Source organism: Vibrio nitrifigilis, assembly GCF_015686695.1.
GTDB classification, from domain to species: Bacteria; Pseudomonadota; Gammaproteobacteria; order Enterobacterales; family Vibrionaceae; genus Vibrio; species Vibrio nitrifigilis.
The window spans coordinates 490,909-511,269 of record NZ_JADPMR010000003.1 but is presented as its reverse complement, the minus strand read 5'-3'; the positions used below and the strand labels follow the sequence as shown (position 1 = coordinate 511,269).

General features: G+C 41.8%; 19 protein-coding genes and 1 riboswitch. Of the genes, 10 read left to right on the top strand and 9 right to left on the bottom strand.

The features are described 5' to 3' along the window. The first annotated feature begins 35 nt into the window (after positions 1-35). Positions 36-134: riboswitch (TPP riboswitch) on the top strand. 110 nt (positions 135-244) lie between these two features. Genes thiC through thiH form a run of 6 tightly spaced genes read left to right on the top strand, consistent with a single transcriptional unit; the run spans position 245 to position 6,436 of the window. Further along, positions 245-2,176 carry a phosphomethylpyrimidine synthase ThiC gene (gene thiC, locus I1A42_RS16275; protein ID WP_196124073.1) on the top strand — a complete coding sequence of 644 codons (1,932 nt, stop codon included), beginning with the start codon at positions 245-247 and terminating at the stop codon, positions 2,174-2,176. Further along, complete coding sequence (gene thiE / locus I1A42_RS16270) at positions 2,176-3,471, top strand: thiamine phosphate synthase (RefSeq protein ID WP_196124072.1); 1,296 nt, start codon at positions 2,176-2,178, stop codon at positions 3,469-3,471. Before thiC ends, thiE begins: the two co-directional genes overlap by 1 nt. Continuing rightward, the gene (locus I1A42_RS16265; RefSeq protein ID WP_196124071.1) at positions 3,455-4,288 is read left to right on the top strand and encodes a HesA/MoeB/ThiF family protein; all 834 of its coding nucleotides are present in this window, start codon (positions 3,455-3,457) and stop codon (positions 4,286-4,288) included. The genes thiE and I1A42_RS16265 overlap by 17 nt, the downstream gene beginning before the upstream one ends. Further along, positions 4,281-4,484, top strand: a complete 204-nt coding sequence (gene thiS, locus I1A42_RS16260; protein ID WP_196124070.1) for a sulfur carrier protein ThiS — start codon at positions 4,281-4,283, stop codon at positions 4,482-4,484. Before I1A42_RS16265 ends, thiS begins: the two co-directional genes overlap by 8 nt. A gap of 3 nt (positions 4,485-4,487) precedes the next feature. Then, positions 4,488-5,312 (top strand): thiazole synthase, encoded by an 825-nt coding sequence (locus tag I1A42_RS16255; RefSeq protein WP_196124069.1) that lies wholly within the window; start codon positions 4,488-4,490, stop codon positions 5,310-5,312. Then, positions 5,309-6,436: a 2-iminoacetate synthase ThiH gene (thiH, locus tag I1A42_RS16250; RefSeq protein ID WP_196124068.1), complete on the top strand. Its 1,128-nt coding sequence runs from the start codon at positions 5,309-5,311 to the stop codon at positions 6,434-6,436. Before I1A42_RS16255 ends, thiH begins: the two co-directional genes overlap by 4 nt. A gap of 143 nt (positions 6,437-6,579) precedes the next feature. On the opposite strand, the gene choV is transcribed toward thiH, so the two are convergent. The 8 genes from choV to I1A42_RS16210 all read right to left on the bottom strand — a co-directional run bounded on the left by choV (position 6,580) and on the right by I1A42_RS16210 (position 16,628). Next, positions 6,580-7,806, bottom strand: a complete 1,227-nt coding sequence (choV, locus tag I1A42_RS16245) for a choline ABC transporter ATP-binding protein (protein ID WP_161153773.1) — start codon at positions 7,804-7,806, stop codon at positions 6,580-6,582. Beyond that, positions 7,806-8,651, bottom strand: a complete 846-nt coding sequence (gene choW, locus I1A42_RS16240) for a choline ABC transporter permease subunit (RefSeq protein WP_161153772.1) — start codon at positions 8,649-8,651, stop codon at positions 7,806-7,808. The genes choV and choW overlap by 1 nt, the downstream gene beginning before the upstream one ends. Positions 8,652-8,711: 60 nt before the next feature. Beyond that, positions 8,712-9,650 (bottom strand): choline ABC transporter substrate-binding protein, encoded by a 939-nt coding sequence (locus tag I1A42_RS16235; protein ID WP_196124067.1) that lies wholly within the window; start codon positions 9,648-9,650, stop codon positions 8,712-8,714. Positions 9,651-9,684: 34 nt separating this feature from the next. Next, positions 9,685-11,382, bottom strand: coding sequence for a choline dehydrogenase (gene betA, locus I1A42_RS16230; protein ID WP_196124066.1), 1,698 nt, complete (start codon positions 11,380-11,382; stop codon positions 9,685-9,687). A 9-nt stretch (positions 11,383-11,391) separates the two neighbouring features. Further along, a complete protein-coding gene (betB, locus tag I1A42_RS16225) occupies positions 11,392-12,852 on the bottom strand; it encodes a betaine-aldehyde dehydrogenase (RefSeq protein WP_161153769.1) in 1,461 nt (486 codons plus the stop codon). A gap of 8 nt (positions 12,853-12,860) precedes the next feature. Next, complete coding sequence (betI, locus tag I1A42_RS16220) at positions 12,861-13,463, bottom strand: transcriptional regulator BetI (RefSeq protein WP_161153768.1); 603 nt, start codon at positions 13,461-13,463, stop codon at positions 12,861-12,863. Positions 13,464-13,729: 266 nt separating this feature from the next. Beyond that, positions 13,730-15,523 (bottom strand): aminopeptidase P family protein, encoded by a 1,794-nt coding sequence (locus I1A42_RS16215; protein ID WP_196124065.1) that lies wholly within the window; start codon positions 15,521-15,523, stop codon positions 13,730-13,732. Positions 15,524-15,668: 145 nt separating this feature from the next. Then, positions 15,669-16,628 (bottom strand): LysR substrate-binding domain-containing protein, encoded by a 960-nt coding sequence (locus I1A42_RS16210; protein WP_196124064.1) that lies wholly within the window; start codon positions 16,626-16,628, stop codon positions 15,669-15,671. A 151-nt stretch (positions 16,629-16,779) separates the two neighbouring features. Between I1A42_RS16210 and I1A42_RS16205 the strand changes: the two genes are divergently transcribed. Continuing rightward, the gene (locus I1A42_RS16205) at positions 16,780-17,943 is read left to right on the top strand and encodes a multidrug effflux MFS transporter (protein ID WP_196124081.1); all 1,164 of its coding nucleotides are present in this window, start codon (positions 16,780-16,782) and stop codon (positions 17,941-17,943) included. Positions 17,944-18,049: 106 nt separating this feature from the next. Then, on the top strand, positions 18,050-18,334 hold the full coding sequence (gene tsrA, locus I1A42_RS16200) for an H-NS-like global regulator TsrA (RefSeq protein WP_161153765.1): 285 nt from the start codon (positions 18,050-18,052) through the stop codon (positions 18,332-18,334). Between the two features lie 49 nt (positions 18,335-18,383). Here tsrA and asnC read toward each other — a convergent pair whose 3' ends face one another. After that, positions 18,384-18,854 (bottom strand): transcriptional regulator AsnC, encoded by a 471-nt coding sequence (asnC, locus tag I1A42_RS16195; protein ID WP_161153764.1) that lies wholly within the window; start codon positions 18,852-18,854, stop codon positions 18,384-18,386. 233 nt (positions 18,855-19,087) lie between these two features. Here asnC and I1A42_RS16190 point away from each other — a divergent pair, with 233 nt between their 5' ends. Further along, the gene (locus I1A42_RS16190) at positions 19,088-19,870 is read left to right on the top strand and encodes a class I SAM-dependent methyltransferase (RefSeq protein ID WP_196124063.1); all 783 of its coding nucleotides are present in this window, start codon (positions 19,088-19,090) and stop codon (positions 19,868-19,870) included. 103 nt (positions 19,871-19,973) lie between these two features. After that, positions 19,974-20,360 carry a hypothetical protein gene (locus I1A42_RS16185; RefSeq protein ID WP_230389544.1) on the top strand — a complete coding sequence of 129 codons (387 nt, stop codon included), beginning with the start codon at positions 19,974-19,976 and terminating at the stop codon, positions 20,358-20,360. Position 20,361 lies beyond the last annotated feature (1 nt).

Sequence of the window (20,361 nt, the reverse complement as noted above, 5' to 3'; positions counted from 1 at the left end):
GCCTTTGTGTATTTAATTCGCTTGCATATAATAAAATTCACTTGTCGGAGTGCCATATGGCTGAGACCGTTAGTTCGGGATCCGTTGAACCTGATCAGGCTAGAACCTGCGAAGGGAACAAGAGAAGACACATCTCAGAAATGCTCTATTACTATTTCTGTCTTATCTTTGATCAATTTAACTGATCACTCTTGTTGCATATATCCGTCAAGCATTATCCATCTAACTCATTGAGGAAAATGCTATGTCGAGTCGAAAGCAAAGCCGTTTACACGCTAAACAATTTATTCAATCACTATCTAATGAGCCGTTACCTAACTCAGAAAAGTCCTATTTGTTCGGTGGTAACCCCACTATAAAAGTCCCTTTTCGTAAAATATCCTTAAGTAAGACATTACTCGGTGGGAGCAAAGATAACCCTGAGTATCGTGATAATGCCCCTATCTATGTTTATGATACCTCTGGCCCTTATACTGACCCTAATGTAACCATTGATATTTTGTCAGGATTAGAGAGAGTGCGAAGTCAGTGGATAGAACAACGAGATGATACCGAAATATTAGCCAATTCTAAGTCCACCTATACATTAGAACGTTTGGAAGATCGTACACTTAATGACAGCCGCTTCCCTAACCAAACTATAATTCGACGCGCTAAACATTCACACTGTGTTACTCAACTTCATTATGCTCGAAAAGGCATTATTACTCCTGAAATGGAATTTATTGCCATCCGTGAAAATCAACGCTTAGATAATTTGGTTGACCCTCAATTGAGGAAACAACATTCAGGTCAACGCTTTTCTGCTAATACTCCTTCTTATATTACTCCGGAATTTGTTCGCCAAGAGGTCGCTGAAGGACGAGCTATTATTCCCAATAACATCAATCATCCTGAATCCGAACCAATGATAATCGGGCATAACTTTTTAGTTAAGGTTAACGCTAATATTGGTAATTCCTCAGTGTCATCTTCTATTGAGGAAGAAGTAGAAAAATTAGTGTGGGCGACTCGTTGGGGAGCTGACACTATTATGGATTTATCTACTGGTCGACATATCCATGAAACACGCGAGTGGATTTTACGTAATAGTCCGGTTCCTATTGGCACTGTTCCTATGTATCAGGCTCTAGAAAAGGTGAATGGTATTGCTGAGGCTCTGACTTGGGAAGTGATGCGAGACACTTTGATTGAACAAGCAGAGCAGGGGGTTGATTACTTTACCATTCATTGTGGCGTGTTACTGAGATACGTACCTATCACAGCAAATCGAGTGACTGGAATTGTTTCTCGAGGTGGTTCTATTATCGCTAAATGGTGTTTAGCGCATCACCAAGAAAATTTTCTATACACCCATTTTGAAGAGATTTGCCAAATTTGCGCTGAGTATGACGTTGCTCTTTCTTTAGGCGATGGATTACGCCCTGGCTCGATTGCTGATGCTAATGATGAAGCTCAATTTTCAGAGTTACATACACTAGGTCAGCTAACAAAAATTGCTTGGGAACATGATGTCCAAGTCATGATTGAAGGCCCTGGTCATGTGCCTATGCATATGATTAAAGAGAACATGGATGAGCAGATGGAGCATTGCCATGAAGCTCCATTTTATACTTTAGGCCCTTTAACTACTGATATTGCACCTGGGTATGACCATATTACTTCTGGGATCGGCGCGGCTATGATCGGATGGTTTGGTTGTGCGATGCTTTGTTATGTCACTCCTAAAGAACACTTAGGGTTACCTAATAAAGAGGACGTAAAAACAGGTCTTATTACTTATAAATTGGCTGCCCATGCTGCGGACTTAGCGAAAGGGCATCCAGGAGCGCAGGTTAGAGATAACGCATTATCTCAGGCTCGTTTTGAATTTCGCTGGGAAGACCAGTTTAATTTATCTCTAGATCCTGATACCGCTAGAAAACTTCACGATGAAACCCTACCACAAGAGTCTGGGAAAATTGCTCATTTCTGTTCGATGTGTGGTCCTAAATTTTGTTCGATGAAAATTTCCCAAGAAGTTCGCCAGTATGCAGCTAGCCAATCTCATTCGGTATCAAGTAATCGGATAGATGTGGCTGATGTTACTGGAGGCATGGAAATGATGTCGCAACGATTTATTGATTCAGGTTCTCAGCTCTATCTTGAATCTGATTTAAAGGAGGGAAGGTCATAATGAACGTTGATCTTCCTGAGCTGTTGGCTGTTGATGGCCTCGATACTCATATGGTAATGCAACAATTAGAAAAAAATCTGGAGTTTCTGCAGACACTTGGACTTTGTGAACCATCCATAGATATTGAGTATAGAGTTATATCTGGAGACATTATTTCAATCTCTTTCGATGATAAAAACCAAATCCATATTTTGCCAAGTAGGATTAGTAAGAGGGAGAAACAAGATGACGTGTCGGGGGCTCTCTTATATCTGCACTATTCTACAGACATTCGTCGTTTAGTATCGGGTGACGCTGCTTATTCGCTGAGCCCACCGTTTTTGCTCAGATCTATCTTTGTTTCTCCGGAAGCTTCTGGATTAGACGCATGGTTTTTAGAAAATAGCACCGAAGGTATAGGAGCCCAATTTTCTAATTTGCCTATCAATATCCGTTATCATTTCTGTTGGCTGCTTACGTTACTCTGTCTGGAATTCACGCTCGAAGATAGTTTGTCATTAGCGCGGGTATTAGGACATGTTTCACGTGAAACATCTTGGCCAGTGAAGAAAGATGATTTTCCTGTACCTGTTGATCTCTGCTTTGCTAAAGAAGGGCAATTCAAAATAAGTTTTATCAGCTCTGATACGTTCTTTCCGGAGATATCCAAAGAGATTGGTTTGTACCCTGTTGTTGATAATACCAAATGGCTGAAAAAGCTTTTGGACTATGGTGTCAAAACGATTCAACTTAGGATTAAGGATAATAGGTCTGAAAGTTTGGAATCAGAAATTATCTCCGCAATATCCCTAGGGAAAGAGTACCAAGCGAATGTCTATATAAACGATCACTGGGAGTTGGCGATAAAGCATCAGGCATTTGGTGTCCATTTAGGTCAGGATGATATTAGTCAGCAAAATATTGATTGCTTAACTAAAGCCAATATTAGGCTTGGAATATCTACTCATGGATATTTTGAAATACTGCGAGCCATCAGATGTAGGCCAAGTTATATCGCGTTAGGGCATGTATTCGCGACAACAACGAAAAGTATGCCATCAAAACCACAGGGGCTGCATAAGCTTGCCGCTTATCTAAGTTTTATTGATTCATCGGCAATTCGTTCGTTTGGAAGATTACCGACTGTCGCGATAGGTGGTATTCATTTAGATAATGCTCAGGATGTTTATCAAACAGGTGTGGATGGTGTCGCAGTTGTAAGGGCTGTCCATTTCGATCACCAGCAGCTTGAATCGATCGTGACTAAATTCCATGTTTTGGAGAAGAGAGGTAAAGCCAATGTCTTCTCTTACTGATGAACAATTTATTCGCTATAGCAAACATATTTGCTTGCATGAGTGGGGAGAAAAGTCCCAAATTCGTTTACTTGATAGTTCCGTTCTAATTATCGGGTGTGGTGGCCTAGGTAATCATGTCGCGATCAGTTTAGCGGCATCTGGCGTTGGTCGTTTAGTGTTAGTGGATGATGATCAAGTAGAGCTCAATAATTTACCTCGGCAAATTTCTTTTAACATGGCTCAAGTAGGTGTTGCGAAGGTCGATGCACTTAAAGCAACCATAGAGAGCCAAAACGCAGATTGCCGTGTTCGATGTATCAAACGTAGGATGACCGATGAGCAACTAATGTTAGAAGTCACGTTGGCTGATATTGTCATTGATTGTAGTGACAATATGCCAACACGTCAGCAAATTAATCAGTGTTGCTATCGTTGCAAAGTTCCCCTCATTTCGGGAGCAGTAACAGGATGGAAAGGGCAATTCTCTATTTGGGACTACGCACCAAAACAAGCTTGTTACTCCTGCCTATTCCCTGAGTCACCTCAAGTTCACACCGCAACTAAAAACTGTGCTGATTTAGGAGTTGTTGCGCCTGTTGTTGGCATCATTGGCTATTACCAAAGCCTAGCTTGTCTTCAGTTACTTACCCATCAGGAAATCAGTTTTTCGACAAATAGGCTATATCGTTTAGATGGCAAGCGAGGAGATTGGAGTGAGTATTCGATTATTGCTGACCCTCAATGTGCTGTCTGCAGAGAGCAAAGAGTCACTGAAGAGGATACTCATATCCGTTTTAAACTAGATAGGCTATCGGGAGGGAAGGAAGATGATTGAAATAGTAATGAATGGAAATCGTTATACCATCGATATTAATTCGACCGTTTTGGATTTGGTGCAGAAACTTGAAATTGAATCACTCTCTATTGCGTTGGCAATCAATTATCAGGTAGTACCGAGTTCATTATGGTCGAGCGTGACTTTGGAACAAGGTGATTCGGTAACAACATTTAGTGCAGTAGTTGGAGGGTAAACGATGCTTAAAATCGCTGATAAAGTATTTTCTTCGCGTCTTTTTACCGGAACAGGAAAATTTGCTACAACCGAATTGATGTCTGAATCGATTAAGGCGAGTCAATCAGAATTAGTCACCGTCGCACTAAAGAGAGTCGACCCTCAACTAGGTGATAGTGGTAGTCGAAATTTATATCAAACCCTCAAAACATTAGGTGTTAATTTGCTACCAAACACTTCTGGTGCTCGTAGTGCAGAAGAAGCCATTTTTGCGGCGCAGTTAGCGCGTGATTTATTCGCGACAAATTGGATTAAGTTAGAAATTCATCCTGATAGTCGTTACCTGATGCCTGATCCCATCGAAACCCTACAAGCTGCGGAAAGTTTAGTTAAGCAGGGCTTCATTGTTTTACCTTATTGTCACTGTGACCCCGTTATATGTAAACGATTAGAAGAGGTAGGGTGTGCGGCTGTAATGCCACTATCTGCTCCTATTGGTAGTAACCAAGGGGTAATCGCTCAGGAGTTTTTACGTATTATCGTTGAACAAGCTAATGTACCCGTCGTTATTGATGCTGGAATTGGGCATCCATCAGATGCAAGCAAAGCGCTTGAATTAGGTGCTGATGCAGTATTGGTGAATACTGCAATCGCAACTGCGAGTAACCCCGTTGAAATGGCTGATGCTTTTCGCTTAGCGGTTTTAGCAGGGAGGAAAGCTTGGAATATTGGTACTAATCAAGCGACGAATTTTGCGCAAGCTAGTAGTCCTATGACCGACTTTTTTAAATCTATAGCACAAGCATCGGTAGGTGAACCTCATAAGTTCGAGGGGGATAACTTATGAGCGGATATTTAAAACAATTCGAGCAATTAGATTGGGATGGTTTATCTCTGGATGTGTACAGCCGAAGCGGTAGGCAAGTCGAATTAAGCTTAATCAAGAGCGGTAACGGTATACGATTGACATTTGATGATTTCAAAACATTAGTGTCACCAGCAGCTTTTGCTTACTTACCAATTATGATTTCTCAATCACAGCAGTTAACTAAGCAACGTTTTGGTCATACGATATCAATGTATATACCTCTTTATTTATCTAACCTCTGTGCTAATGATTGTACCTATTGTGGTTTTTCTATGAGTAATCATATAAAGCGTAAGACGTTAAATAAGGATGAAGTTGTCGCCGAGTTAAAGGTCATTAAACAGAAAGGGTATGACAGTATCTTACTTGTTACTGGGGAACATCAATCGAAAGTAGGAATGGATTATTTTCGAGAAATGATACCTATTGTGAAAAAGTATTTTTCATACGTTGCTCTCGAAATTCAACCGCTCAATCAGTTTGAGTATGCAGAACTAAAATCACTAGGTATTGATTCGGTATTGGTATACCAAGAAACATATCAACCTCGTACTTATGCCCAACATCATTTAAAAGGGAATAAAACAGATTTTCTATATCGCCTTGATACGGCGGATAGGTTGGGTAAAGCGTCGATAGATAAAATTGGCATTGGCGCGTTGCTTGGCCTTGATGAATGGCGGATAGATTCAGTATTCGCCGCGCATCACTTAGAATATTTACAGAGTAGATATTGGCGTTCTAGGTTTTCAGTTTCCTTTCCTCGCTTACGACCGTGTGAAGGGGGAATTAAGCCGAAATCATTAATCAGTGATCAGCAGTTAATACAGCTTATCTGTGCTTATAGGCTCTGTTTCCCTGAGGTTGAATTATCACTTTCTACTCGAGAGTCCGCTGAGTTGCGTGATTTTTTAGTGCTTTGTGGTGTTACACATATGTCCGCGGAATCGAGCACTCAACCTGGGGGTTATATCAATCGTGATAGCGAACTGGAACAGTTTTCTATTAGTGATAATAGAGCTACGGAAGAAGTCACCTCAATGCTGATTCAGAAAAATATTGATGTAATTTGGCATGATTGGTCGAGGGGATTTTCCTCATAATGTTTCACGTGAAACAGGCAAGGGTGAAATGACGAATATTGCTCAGGTTTAATAATAAAAAAGACGACAATGCTGTCGTCTTTTTCTTGGTCAATCTTCTGTTCAACATCATGTAATTTACTTGATGCGTTGGAAGGGCTGCGTTATGCAGCTTTATCCTTTTTTGAGGAGGTTGTTCCAGTGACCACTGAATCGTCATCGTTATATTTGCCGAGTAGAGCATGATAAAAATCATGATCGTTTAGCGTACCGATGAGTTCATTATCTTCAACTAAGACAATTGGATGACCAGTATGATAGCGAATCTCAATGGCATCACGCATTTCAATGTCAGGAGAAGCAATAACAATTGAATCTTCGCTTAGCTCTGAGCATTCCAGTTGAGAGCTCCACTCAACAACTTCGTAGTCATTTTCTCCGGTGACTGCCCAATTCTTATCAGTTTTTTCTAACCAGATATCAGACTGATCACAAATCTGTATACGGTCCTGCTCATCACTTACTAGCTCATTAGCCGAATTCATCAAAGATCGTCCACGTAATACATTTAAAGGATTTGTGTGTGCCACGAAATCTTTCACATACTGTGTTTTGGGCTTAAGGATGATTTGTTCTGGCTTACTGTATTGAATCAATTTACCTGATTCCATAATCGCGATACGTGAACCAATTTTTAATGCTTCATCCAAATCATGGCTTACAAAGATAATCGTTTTGTTTAATTTTTTCTGTAGGTCTAACAGTTCATCTTGCAGTTGAGCTCGAATGAGAGGGTCGAGAGCTGAAAATGGTTCATCCATTAATAGGATATCACTGTCCATAGCAAATGCTCGCGCTAAACCAACGCGTTGCTGCATACCACCAGAAAGTTCGTGAGGGAATTGTTCAGCCCATTCACCAAGTCCAACCATATCTAGCTTTTCTTGTGCTCGGAGGCGACGTTCTTTCTTTGGTACGCCTTGCATTTCTAAACCAAAGGCAACGTTATCTAATACCGATAGCCATGGCATTAACGCAAACTTTTGAAACACCATTGAAATACGTTCTGTACGTAAATGGCGAAGGGTGGCTTCATTGCAGCTGGCGAGGTCAACTTCATCATCGCCATCTTTGATTTTTAATGAGCCGCGAGTAATTTTATTCAAACCATTAACGGCGCGTAGAAGGCTTGATTTACCTGAACCAGATAAGCCCATCAATACACAAATTTCGCCTTGGTTTACATCTAGTGAAACATTATCGACACCGACGACTAGTCCGGTTTCGTCGATAATTTCCTGACGTGTTTTGCCTTGGTCCAGTAGGCTAAGTGCCTTTTCACTGTGATCACCAAAAATAACGTCCAAGTTTTCAATGCTAATTGATTTCATTATTGCATGTCCTTACTGTTTGGTGCTTTACACATACGGTCGAGAATAATTGCCACAAGTACAATGGCTAATCCAGCTTCAAAACCTTGTGAGATATTGACAGTATTCAATGCTCGAACGACGGGTTTACCCAAGCCATCGGCACCAACAAGTGCGGCAACCACTACCATAGATAGGGACAACATGATGCACTGACTAACTCCAGTCATAATGCTTGGCATTGCAGCTGGAAGCTCAACTTTAAATAACAACTTCATTCTACTCGCACCAAAAGCTTTACCTGCTTCTACTAATTCCTCTGGCACTCTAGTGACGCCTAGATAGGTCAAACGAATTGGTGCTGCAATGGCAAAAATAATGGTTGAGATAAGCCCTGGAACAACCCCTAAACCAAACAGAACGAGTGTTGGAATAAGGTAAACAAATGTAGGAACGGTTTGCATGAGATCCAAAATAGGGCGCATCAGCGTGTACAGCCATGGGCGGTGGGCTGACATAATTCCAAGCGGTACTCCAACTAAAATACAGATGACAGTCGCTGAGAAAACCATTACGAAGGTTTCAAGCATTTCTTGCCAGTAGCCGAGGTTAAGTATGAGAAGTAGCGAAACGACTACGAAAATAACCAGCGAAATTCTACGATGTAACCACCAAGCTAAGGCAGCTGTAAGAATAATTGGTAGAGCAGGAGGCATGGCTTTAAATATGTCCACTAAGAACATAATCGCTGTCTCAAGAGAGATGGAGATAGCATCAAAAAAGCCAGATGCATGGATAGTTAACCAATCGACGACTGTTTCCATCCAGCTACCAAGTGGGATTTTGTAATCGGTAAAAATATTCACAATATATCCTTGTTAGTTCAGTGGAGCAAAACCATGCTCCACTGTTTTCATGAGTTAGAGTTAGGCGTTATCTTTCTCTTTCTCGAGATAGGCTTTAACCGCGGCTTCGCCAGGTTTGCCATCGATGGTTTTCACCCCTTTAAGCCATGTATCTAGATATTGTTCGTGAGATTGTAGCCATTCACGAGCGGCAACTGCTGGTTTCTGTTTGTCATTTAAAATACGACCCATTAAATGGTTTTCCATATTAAGGTCGAACTTAAGATTAGAGATCAGCTTACCTACATTCGGACACTGTTTTAGGTAGTTGTGGCGAACGTTGGTATACACCTTGGCACCGCCATAGTTAGGGCCGAAGTAATCATCACCACCGGATAGGTATTTCATGTCAAACTTGCTGTTCATTGGGTGAGGAGCCCAGCCAAGGAAAGCAATCCATTGGTGGCGACGAATCGCTCGTGATACTTGTGAAACCATACCGGCTTCACTTGACTCAACAAGGTTGAAGTCTTTTAAGTTGAAAGCATCTTTATCGATCATCGATTGGATGAGACGGTTGCCATCATTGCCAGGTTCGATACCGTAAATGCGACTTTTGAACTTGTCGGCGTATTTTGCAAGGTCAGCAAAAGAGTGTACGCCTGCATCATAAACGTATTTTGGTACCGCTAATGTGTATTTGGCACCCACTAGGTTTGCCTGTAACACATCAACTTTTCCTGAATCACGATATTTAGCAATATCGCCTTCCATGGTAGGCATCCAGTTACCAAGAAATACGTCAATATCACCACTTGCCATCGAAGAATAAGTGACTGGTACTGAAAGGAGTTCGGTATGGGTTTTATATCCCAAACCTTTTAGCACTTCTGATGTTACAGCTGTGGTGGAAGTGATATCTGTCCAACCAACATCGGCAAAGCTAACTGAATCACAGCTATTTGCATAAGCGTTAAGAGACAATAACGCTGCGGCGGTGAAGGTAACGACTTTACGCATGTTTAATTTCCTTATCTTATGAAGTAATCACTGGCTAGATATCAGCGAGATCTCGCTGAGGTTTTTCTAAACGTTGTTGTTCTTGCCAGTTAGGATCGATCCAAACAGCGGCCTCACTTTTCGGCAGCATTTCATGACCCAAAATGAAATCTGCTGCTCGCTCAGCGACCATAATCGTAGGTGCATTGAGGTTACCGTTTGGAATGGTTGGGAAGATAGAAGAGTCGACAACACGGAGACCTTCTATACCACGCACTCGACAGGTTTCATCAAGTACGGCCATTGGGTCGTTATCTGCGCCCATTTTGCATGAGCATGAAGGGTGATAAGCACTCTCAACATTTTCTTTAACCCATTCGTCAATATCGGCATCTGATGAAATAGCCATTCCTGGCTGAATTTCATCGCCGCGATATTTATCCAATGCGGGTTGAGCGAGTATCTCCCTCGTGAGACGAATACAATCACGCCAATCCTGAATGTCTTGTTCGTGTTGTAAGTAATTAAATTTAATCGCAGGTTTTGCTTTGGGATCGGATGATTCAATCCAAATTTTACCGCGACTTAATGGCTTATTCGGACCAACATGTACTTGGAAACCATGACCATCAAACGCTGTTCTGCCATCATATCGCATAGCAGCTGGTAAAAAGTGGTATTGTAAGTTTGGCCACTTGAGGCCCGCTCGTGAGCGGATAAAAGCGCACGATTCAAAGTGGTTCGTTGCGCCCAAGCCTTTACGAGTAAGTAACCACTCAGTACCAATCAAACCTTTGCTGATCAAGCCTAATTTGCTGTTAAGCGAGATAGGTTGTTCGCAGCGATATTGGAAATAGACTTCTAGGTGATCTTGAAGGTTTTCCCCAACACCAGGCAATTCGTGTTGAACTTCAACGCCCGCTTTTTCCAATATATCTTTTGGACCAATACCCGAGAGTTGAAGTAGTTGTACAGATCCAACAGAGCCTGCACTAGAAATGACTTCTTGATTAGCGAATGCATGATGGACTGTGCCGTTCTTTTCGAATTCAACGCCAATTGCTTTTTTGTCTTTGAGAACGATTTTTCGTGTCAGTACTTTGGTCGCTACAGTTAGGTTAGGGCGCTTCATCGCACGACGTAGGTAAGCGTTCGAGGTTGAAGCTCGCACGCCGTTGTCTACTGTCATGTGCATTGGGCCAAAGCCTTCTTGCTGGTAACCGTTGTAGTCTTTTGTTTCTGGGTAACCTGCTTGCTGGCCGGCATCAATAAATGCCTGATACAAAGGATTAAGCTCCATATCATTACCATTACAAGTTGCTAATGGTCCGTTACCTCCACGGTATTCGTCTTCACCTCCAATCCAGCTTTCTGCCTTTTTAAAGTAAGGAAGACAATTTGCGTAATCCCATCCTGTTGCACCATGTTCTTGCCATTCATCAAAGTCACAAGCATGGCCACGAACATAGACCATGCCATTAATTGATGAACTGCCACCAAGCACTTTACCGCGAGGACAATGAAGGCGACGTCCATCGAGTCCTTCTTCTTCGAGTGACTCAAATTGCCACGCGTATTTTGGGGTGTTCATTGGATAAGAAAGAGCCGTTGGCATTTGAATAAAAATGCTTTTATCACTGCCGCCAGCTTCTAAAAGTAATACAGAGTGCTTACCTGATTCTGTTAAGCGATCAGCCAAAACACAGCCGGCTGAACCGGCGCCAATAACAATGTAATCGTAATGCTGCTTCATCCTGCCTCCTTAAGCGTATGGCCCAACAAACTCGTTCAGTTCAATCAGAACACTCTTGGTTTGCGTATAGTGATTGAGTGTTTCAACACCATTTTCGCGACCCACACCTGATAGTTTGTAACCACCGACAGGCATTTGCGCAGGGGAGTCACCCCAAGTATTAATCCAGCAGATACCGGCTTCGAGCTGGTGGATTACACGGTGAGCTCTAGATAGGTTTTGAGTGAAAACACCTGCTGCAAGACCGTAGTCGGTGTTGTTAGCACGTGCGATAACTTCTTCTTCATCAGAGAATTTAAGAACAGCCATGATTGGGCCGAAGATTTCATATTTCACGAAATCCATATCATCGGTACAGTCTGCAAATACAGTTGGGGCAACAAAGTTACCTTTATCTAAACCGTTTTCTGTCACTTGGTATCCACCTGTGAGTAGGGTGGCTGCGCTGTTTTTACCGTTCTCAATAAACTCGAGTACTTTCTCTAAGTGTTTTTTAGAAATAAGAGCACCGACCTGAGTGTTTAGATCCATCGGATCGCCGATGATCAGCTTTTCAGTGCGCTCTTTAAGTTGTGCCACAAATTTGTCGTAGATCTTTTCATGAACGAAAACACGAGTACCGTTAGTACATACTTCGCCTTGGGTATAGAAGTTAGCCATCATTGCAACAGAAACCGCTTGGTCAATTTGGGCATCATCAAAAATGATAAGTGGAGATTTACCGCCCAGTTCCATCGTTACTGACTTGAGTGTTTGTGCACTTGCACTCATTACTTTTTTACCCGTACCCACTTCACCTGTGAACGATACTTTCGCAATGTCTGGGTGACCTGTGAGCATTTGGCCAACACGGCCATCACCTTGAACAACGTTGAATACACCGTTAGGTACGCCAGCTTCAGTAAAGATTTCCGCGAGTTTCAGAGCAGTAAGAGGCGTTTCTTCTGATGGTTTGAAGATCATTGCATTTCCTGCTGCTAGAGCTGGAGCTGATTTCCACATCGCAATTTGAATTGGGTAGTTCCAAGCACCGATACCAGCACAGATACCTAAAGGCTCTTTACGGGTATAAAAAAATTGGCTCTCAGAAAGAGGTTGTTGCGCGCCTTCTTGTGCAGGGGCTAGTCCTGCGAAGTATTCGATAACATCGGCACCAGTAACAATGTCAACACAGTTTGCTTCTTGTAGTGGCTTACCAGTATCTAAGACTTCAAGTTCTGCTAACTCATCGTTACGTTCGCGTAAAATTGCTACCGCTTTGAGCAAGATTCGGCTGCGTTCAGTCGCAGACATAGCTGACCACACTTTAAAGCCTTCTTGTGCAGATTGAACTGCATCTTGCACATCTTGTTCACTGGCTTGACCTAAGACGGCAATTGCTTCGCCTGTAGCAGGGTTATGAGTGGTAAATGTTTCGTTAGATGTCGCTTTGCGAGCTTCACCATTAATGTATAAAGATGCTATTTCCATTGTTAAGCCTAATTAGTTGCCAGCGCACGATGCGCTAGTTGTTGTTCTAAATAATCGGTGATAATGAGTTTGGCTTTTTGAGTATTAATGCCTAAAGGGTTTAAAGCCCCACGTAACCAGATTCCGTCTATTAACGCTGCTATGCCTTGTGCAACTTGGTGTGCAACAGTGATAGGTAGTAATGCTTTGAGCTCTATCATTAAGTGTGAAATCAGGCGTTTTTCGTTAACTCGTTGTAGACGTAATAGCTGTGGGTCATGCATGGAATACGACCAAAAAGCGAGCCAAGTTTTTACAACTTCACTTTGGGCTTGAAAACCTGAGAAGTTCGCTTCAACAATGGCGTTAATTCGCTCTTGATGGGCATGCTTAGGTATTTTTGCCAACGCTGTCATTATCGTTTGTGAATGTTCGCGCAATATCGCACGCATCGTTTCTTCAAGCAGTCCATGCTTGCCGCCAAAGTAATGATTAATGATGCCGGTAGACACGCCTGCCTCTCTGCTGATCAAAGCAATACTTGCAGCATGCAATCCAACACGCTCGATAACAGTCATCGTTGCTTTGACAAGTTGTGGTTTACGTACTTCTGGCATCCCAACCTTTGGCATATCCATTCCTTTTAATTTTTATTGAACGGTTAATTAAATATAAGCTTACGCATATAATGTTTAGATCTCAAATTAAATTTTAACGAAATGTTGTCATTTTTATGTCTAAAAAGTGTTTTTAAGTATTGTTAATCAGTGGTTTATGTGTGATTGTAAAATTTTTTAATAACTTTAAATTATTAGAGGTGAGATGGTTGGGTATATAGATAAAAAAAAATCCCTCAGTGCACAAAGCACTAAGGGATTGAATTAAGAATGAAGGGTGGTTAATCGTTGTGCAATAAAGGCTGTGTTGCTTGTTTTAGCCACTCTTTAACATCACCTTCAACCAGTGGGCTAACATCATCCCATACTGTTTGGTGGTAATCATTTAGCCATGCTAATTCTGGCTTAGTGAGAAGGTTTGTATCGATTGCTCGAGTATCGATAGGGCAACGAGTCAGCGCTTCAAAACCCATAACGTTGAAATCACCATTGGTTTCAACATTAACAACCAGTTCAAGGTTTTCGATACGAATACCAAAACCATCTGCGCGGTAATAACCTGGTTCATTAGATAACACCATTCCCGGTTCAAACGGAAAGTTGTTCACCGCTTTGCCGATTCTTTGCGGCCCTTCGTGAACACTTAGGAAGTGACCCACACCATGACCAGTACCGTGGTCAAAATCATAACCGTTAGCCCACAAATATTGGCGTGCTAGGACATCAAGGTGATGCCCACATGTTCCTTTCGGAAAACGTGCCTTTGCTAGCGCAATGTGCCCTTTAAGAACTAACGTATATTGTTGCTTCATCTCTTGAGGAATATTACCGATGGCGACTGTACGTGTGATATCGGTTGTTCCATCAATATATTGACCGCCGGAGTCAACAAGGTAGAGCGTATTGAGTTCTAATTGGCCGGGTTTCGGTTGGTTAATGTGGTTGTAATGGCACATAGCGGCGTTGCTAGCTGCGGCAGAAATGGTGTCAAAGCTAAGGTCTGCTAGTGTAGGGTCTAGTTCTCTAAATGCTTGTAATGTATCTGATACCATGGCTTCATCAAGCGTTACACCTAACTCTACTTGTTTGTCTAACCATGACAAGAATTTCACCATAGCTGCGCCATCACGAATATGACATGCCTTCATACCTGCGATTTCGGTTGGATTTTTTGCCGCTTTAGGCATTAAACATGGATCGGCATCATTAATGATTTCAGCACCGGCATTTTGCAAAGAAAGCGTAAACCATGCGTTGCTGGTGGCTGGGTCTACGATAACCTTTTTGTTTGTTAATTTAGCGATAGTACTGGCCAATTGTTCAGGATGATGAACTTGGACGCCTTCTCCCACATGTTCATCAAAGTGATTTGCAACACGTTCAGGATCGAGGAAGAAGTCGACGCGAGAATCATTGTAAATGATGGCATGAGAAAGCAAGACCGGTAAGCGAGAGACATCGAGACCACGAATATTCAATAACCAACAAATTGAATCAAGCTCGGTTAAAATCGCGCAGTCTGCCTTTTTCTTTTTAAGAATATCGGCAATGGTCTTACGTTTGGTAGCACTATTGGTCCCAACCAACTCATCGCCCATAAGACGCATCGGTGATACGACGGGTGCAGGGCGGTCTAACCAGAGATCATCAACTGCGTTGGTCGCAGTGCTGCTCAATTCTAGTTCGCCTCCGAGTGTTTTTTGGGCCGCTGTCAGCCAGCTAGCTCGGTGCATTTTGGGATCAAAGCCAACTTTGCTGTCTGCAGGAAGTTCTTTAAGTAACCACTCTAAATAAGGTTCTTCGACAAGGTGTCGATATTCAAATAAATTTGCTGGTACTTGTTTACGAACTTGAACCGTATAACGACCATCAACAAAAATAGCCGCTTTATCTTTAGTTATCACAGCGGCACCAGCTGAGCCAGTGAATCCCGTCAGCCATTGCAGGCGTTCGTTATGTTCAGGGACATATTCACCCAAATATTCGTCTTCATGGGGAATAATGATCGCGTCAAGTTGATGTTGTGTCATCCAGTCGCGAAGCGCTTCGACACGTTGTGAAGTAGATGGTTGCATCTGAAAATATCCTTTAAAGACAGTCCTTATGACTATAAATGCATTGAGATCTAGTGATCTCTATTATGTATGGGTTGTCTGTGACCAGAAGGTATAAGCTACTCTTTTTGCAGATCGGGTGCAATTGGCAACACTGCGAGTACAACTAGGATTTATCATGATTGTGTTGCAGATGTGCTGTATTTCCTTTTATCAGTTTTCTTAGCCAAATTAGCGCTTGATCGTTTTCTCTTTCTTGGCTCCAAAATAGTGCATAAGCCATCGGAGGAAAGTCCATAGGCAAGGGGAGTTCAACAAGATCGAGTTGCTCGGCGATTGCTCGAGTGAAATGACTGGGAGCGGTAAAGATAAAATCGGTATAAGTACACAAAATTGCCGCACTATTATGATCAGGTACGGTGATACCGATATCTCGTTCTTGTCCTAAATCAGCCAGGCGGAAGTCCAAAAGCCAACGGTCATTGCCATCATAACGAACTTGAACATGTCGCACTGATAGGTAGCTTTCCAAATTCCATTCTCGATCAAGTATAGGGTGTCCTCGGCGTACGACACATTTTTGCGTATCTCGATAGATCTCTTCTGAACATATATTTTCTGGAATGGGTAGTGTGATTCGTGAATCGTTAATATCCACATCTCGACCTATGATACCTAAATCCAGCTCCCCCAATTGTAATTTTTGTAGAGTGTCATTATTCCAAGCGTGAGTGCTGATATTAAGGTTTGGACCATGTTGGAACAACGCAGGTAAAAAATGAGGAAGTAATAAGGGATAAACGCTTTCTACCGCTGCAAGTTGGAAGTGATATTCACTAGTTGATGGATCAAATTCAATGGGTTGTGTAATGAGTTCAATTTGATGGGTTAGCGCATCCAATTTAGGTTTTAGGTAAATAGTGGTGGGTGTCGCTTTTAGCCCATGAGAAGTACGAATAAAGAGAGGGTCATCAAATTGTTCTCTGAGTTTAGCTAGAGATTTACTGACGGCTGATTGGCTTAAGTAGAGCCTGTTTGCTGCCCTGGTAACGCTTAACTCTTCGGTAAGCACCTTAAGACAGACCAATAAATTTAGGTCAATACGCGCGAGTTTTTCTACCTTCATATGAATTTCCAATTAGGAATAATAGGAATGACAATATGCCATTGTTATTCATAACATCATTCGACTATCATGCGCCAGCACTTCGCCTACTTTAGTTATCTTAGGAGCTCAGCCTGTGAGAAAAAACACGGCAACCAACACCAAGTATCAGATGATTCTTCTGACGTTATTAGTGTTATTTAGTCCATTAGCGATTGATATATATCTTCCAGCCTTACCATTGATTTCTTCTACGTTTCACGTGGAACATGCGATGGCAAAATACACAATCACAGGCTTTTTGTTTACCATGGGGGTTGGCCAGCTATTCGCAGGACCATTAGCGGATCGCTTTGGTCGTCGCTATGTTGCTTTGACAGGGGTGGTTATCTATTCTGCCAGTGCATTACTTGCATGGAGCGCGCAGACCATGGAGTGGATGCTTACTGCTCGTCTATTACAAGGATTTGGTGCATGTGCAACAACAGTGGCAGCCTTTGCGACTGTTCGAGATGTATTTGGCCCTGAAAAAAGTGGCAAGATGATCAGCTATCTGAACGGTGCTATCTGTTTTATTCCTGCGTTAGCCCCAATTCTGGGGAGCTGGTTAACTCAGCATTATAGTTGGCGGGCTAATTTTTCCTTTATGGTGTGTTTTGCGCTCGTTTCAGGTTCGTTAATGTGGTTCAGTTTACGCGAAACCAATCCTTCTCAACAAAGCGGTTTATCGACATTTAATCTCACTCGATATTGGGATGTTATCAAAAATCCTTCATTTTTATTCCATGCAGGGTTGTGTATGTTGTCAATGGGCGTTATTTTGGCGTATGTCACTTCTGCACCTCTAGTGCTAATGCAGCAGATCGGTTTGTCCATGGACCAATTCACTTTCTGGTTCGGAATTAATGCTATCGTTAATATTGTTGCTTGCTTAACAGCGCCATCCATGATGGATAAAATAGGAACTCATCGGTCGATAACGTTCGGTATATTATTAATAGGTCTATCAGGTGTTCTAATGGTAATATTATCGTCTGATCAGACTGCATTTCGTTTTATGTTGCCTATATTTATTTCATCGGTTGGATTTGCGTGGATTCTTGGCGCTGCCGCTGGTAAAGCGCTAGCCCCATTCGGAGATAAAGCAGGGACAGCGGCTGCTCTTCTAGGGCTATTCCAGATGAGCGGGTCTGGTTTGATTGTCGCTCTAGTGCAAAACTTAGAAATGACACCGTATTGGCTTATTGCCATACAGATGTGGCTTGTTGTTCCCGCCTTATTAATTATGTTTTCTGGTGTGGGACGTAAATGGCATCAATGGGTGCTTGAGCCTTAGTTTTAGGAAAGGTAAATTACCTTCCCGATTATTTAATTAAGTTAAAACCATTAATATATTAATGGTTTTAATGTTCCTATTAATTATTACGTTGGAATCATAATAAATGTCTCTTACAACCTACGAAATGGCTCGAATTTTAGAACAACTTGATGAGTCGCCAGAAAAGGTTATGTTTGGCAAACTTCTGAGTGAATTAGGTAATCAGAGTAGTGAACGTGTTCGCAGTGCTGCTAAACAAGTGCCAATAAGCATTTTGCGTGACTTAGTTTATCAATTTCAACAAGTGATTGATTCAAGAAAAGATGAACAGGTGGGTGTGCTAGCAAAAGAACTAGCAGAACAAGGTATTTCTGCAGATGAACTATTGAAATACCTAAATAATAAATAAGTCTCTTAATTAATTTTATAAAAAAACCCCAAATATTACTTGGGGTTTTTTATGGATTCACATTACGGCTTATCGGATTTTGTAAAGAAATAAGTGTTTCTGTTGATTGAACTTCATCAATAGCTTGCAACTTATCGATTAAAACGTGTTGTAATTCTTCTATCGAGCGGCACATTAATTTAACAAAAATATTATAAGCTCCGGTCGTGTAGTAAGCCTCAACAACTTCATCGAGAGCATTTAATTTTTGTAGTGCAGAATGATAATCGCGGGCCGCATTTAAATTAATACCGATAAAACAACATACGTCATAGCCAAGTTTTTTCGTATTTACTACGACTTCAGTTCCTTGGATGATGTCCCCAGCTTTCATTTTTTCAATGCGAACATGAATCGTTGCTGGGCTAACATTAAATTGCTTTGCCATTTCTGCATACGGTGTTCTAGCGTCATCCATTAAAATCTTTAGGATGGCTTTATCAAGATCATCGAGTTTTATTGCTGTCACTGGGCTATTCATCCTATCACTTGTCAATTTCAACAACCGGTTTCACCATCTTAACATCTCCTTGTTCAGAGTAGTATCAATTGGAATAATTAAACCTTATTTTTAGAGAGTTTAGATGTTTTTTATATCGATGTTCAGATCTATTTTATCCAACGGATAACCGTTTAGTTTGGGAGAATATAGGTATTCATTAAGAAATCCGCTAAACTGCGCGTGTTGTTATTGGTTCTAACTGGAGTGCATTTTTGCAGATACAACTGATTAGTGAATCATTAGGGCGAAGTGGTGAATTAGATGCTCTCGCCAGCCGCTGGAATCTATGTCATGACGAGACAAGTGCCTTTGCTTTGGTATTAACTGATGAGCGCTTAGAACTGCGTAAATTGGATGAACCTAAGTTAGGGGCTATCTATGTTGACTGGGTCTCTGGTGCCGTTGCTCATCGACGTAAATTCGGTGGTGGTAAAGGGCAGGCGATTGCAAAAGCAGCAGGGCTCAATAAAGGTGCAATGCCGACAGTTTTAGATGGTACAGCAGGGCTTGGACGCGATGCCTTTGTACTGGCGTCGCTGGGGTGCCGTGTCCAGTTAGTCGAGAGACATCCTGTTGTTGCTGCGCTGTTAGATGATGGTATTAACCGCGCTAAGCAAGATGAAGATATTGGTCATTGGGTAACAGAGCGCGTTCAGTTATTGCATGCATCTAGTCATGATGCCTTATCTCAACTAATGAAAGACGACAATTTTGTGCGGCCTGATGTGGTTTATCTCGACCCTATGTATCCTCATCCAGAAGGCAAAAAGAAAAGTGCTTTAGTGAAAAAAGAAATGCGAGTTTTTCAATCTTTGGTTGGGGCAGATAATGATGCCGACAGTTTGTTAGAACCTGCTTTAGCGTTAGCGACAAAGCGGGTGGTCGTGAAAAGGCCTGACTACGCGGATTGGTTGGCTGAGCAAAAACCGACGATGGCAATTGAAACCAAGAAAAATCGCTTTGATGTTTATGTCTTATCATCGATGACAGAATAAATACGGTGATGTTGATTCTATGATAGGGATGTTCAAAAGAGATGGCAGTCTATGAATCTCGTAGTATTTGGGTAATTCAGTAATGGTAAAACGCTTTTGTAAAATGAATCGCCAGGAGATTGCATTCTCATTGGATGAAATTAACCAGTTAGTTGCTGCTTCGGATTATGTTTGTCGCTCATGTGCACGCTCGTCATGTAACAAAGCGAACTTATGTAAGCCCATTCGTATAGAAAAAGCACAGGTACAAGTCGCTGACACCAAGCAAGAAGAACAGTCTGTACTGCCAACCCCGAATAAAAAGGCATTTAAGCTGGCAAAGAAAGGGCTTAAAAAGCAGCGTAAGCAATATAAAAAACTAAATAAGTTATTAAAGAAACAGCAAAAATTGGCAAAAAAACAGCAGAAACTGCAGCGTAAGTTTGAGAAATCAACTCAAGCACCAGTCCCCCAATTTGATTTGCTGGATACCGGTTCTTCCCTGCATTAAT

Coding starts and splice junctions, on each gene's coding strand:
- betI (WP_161153768.1), bottom strand. CDS start 13,463: ATGCCAAAGGTTGGGATGCCAGAAGTACGTAAACCACAACTTGTCAAA.
- betB (WP_161153769.1), bottom strand. CDS start 12,852: ATGGAAATAGCATCTTTATACATTAATGGTGAAGCTCGCAAAGCGACA.
- thiC (WP_196124073.1), top strand. CDS start 245: ATGTCGAGTCGAAAGCAAAGCCGTTTACACGCTAAACAATTTATTCAA.
- I1A42_RS16215 (WP_196124065.1), bottom strand. CDS start 15,523: ATGCAACCATCTACTTCACAACGTGTCGAAGCGCTTCGCGACTGGATG.
- I1A42_RS16255 (WP_196124069.1), top strand. CDS start 4,488: ATGCTTAAAATCGCTGATAAAGTATTTTCTTCGCGTCTTTTTACCGGA.
- choV (WP_161153773.1), bottom strand. CDS start 7,806: ATGAAATCAATTAGCATTGAAAACTTGGACGTTATTTTTGGTGATCAC.
- thiH (WP_196124068.1), top strand. CDS start 5,309: ATGAGCGGATATTTAAAACAATTCGAGCAATTAGATTGGGATGGTTTA.
- I1A42_RS16185 (WP_230389544.1), top strand. CDS start 19,974: ATGAATCGCCAGGAGATTGCATTCTCATTGGATGAAATTAACCAGTTA.
- I1A42_RS16210 (WP_196124064.1), bottom strand. CDS start 16,628: ATGAAGGTAGAAAAACTCGCGCGTATTGACCTAAATTTATTGGTCTGT.
- thiE (WP_196124072.1), top strand. CDS start 2,176: ATGAACGTTGATCTTCCTGAGCTGTTGGCTGTTGATGGCCTCGATACT.
- thiS (WP_196124070.1), top strand. CDS start 4,281: ATGATTGAAATAGTAATGAATGGAAATCGTTATACCATCGATATTAAT.
- I1A42_RS16205 (WP_196124081.1), top strand. CDS start 16,780: ATGATTCTTCTGACGTTATTAGTGTTATTTAGTCCATTAGCGATTGAT.
- I1A42_RS16265 (WP_196124071.1), top strand. CDS start 3,455: ATGTCTTCTCTTACTGATGAACAATTTATTCGCTATAGCAAACATATT.
- betA (WP_196124066.1), bottom strand. CDS start 11,382: ATGAAGCAGCATTACGATTACATTGTTATTGGCGCCGGTTCAGCCGGC.
- I1A42_RS16235 (WP_196124067.1), bottom strand. CDS start 9,650: ATGCGTAAAGTCGTTACCTTCACCGCCGCAGCGTTATTGTCTCTTAAC.
- tsrA (WP_161153765.1), top strand. CDS start 18,050: ATGTCTCTTACAACCTACGAAATGGCTCGAATTTTAGAACAACTTGAT.
- asnC (WP_161153764.1), bottom strand. CDS start 18,854: ATGAATAGCCCAGTGACAGCAATAAAACTCGATGATCTTGATAAAGCC.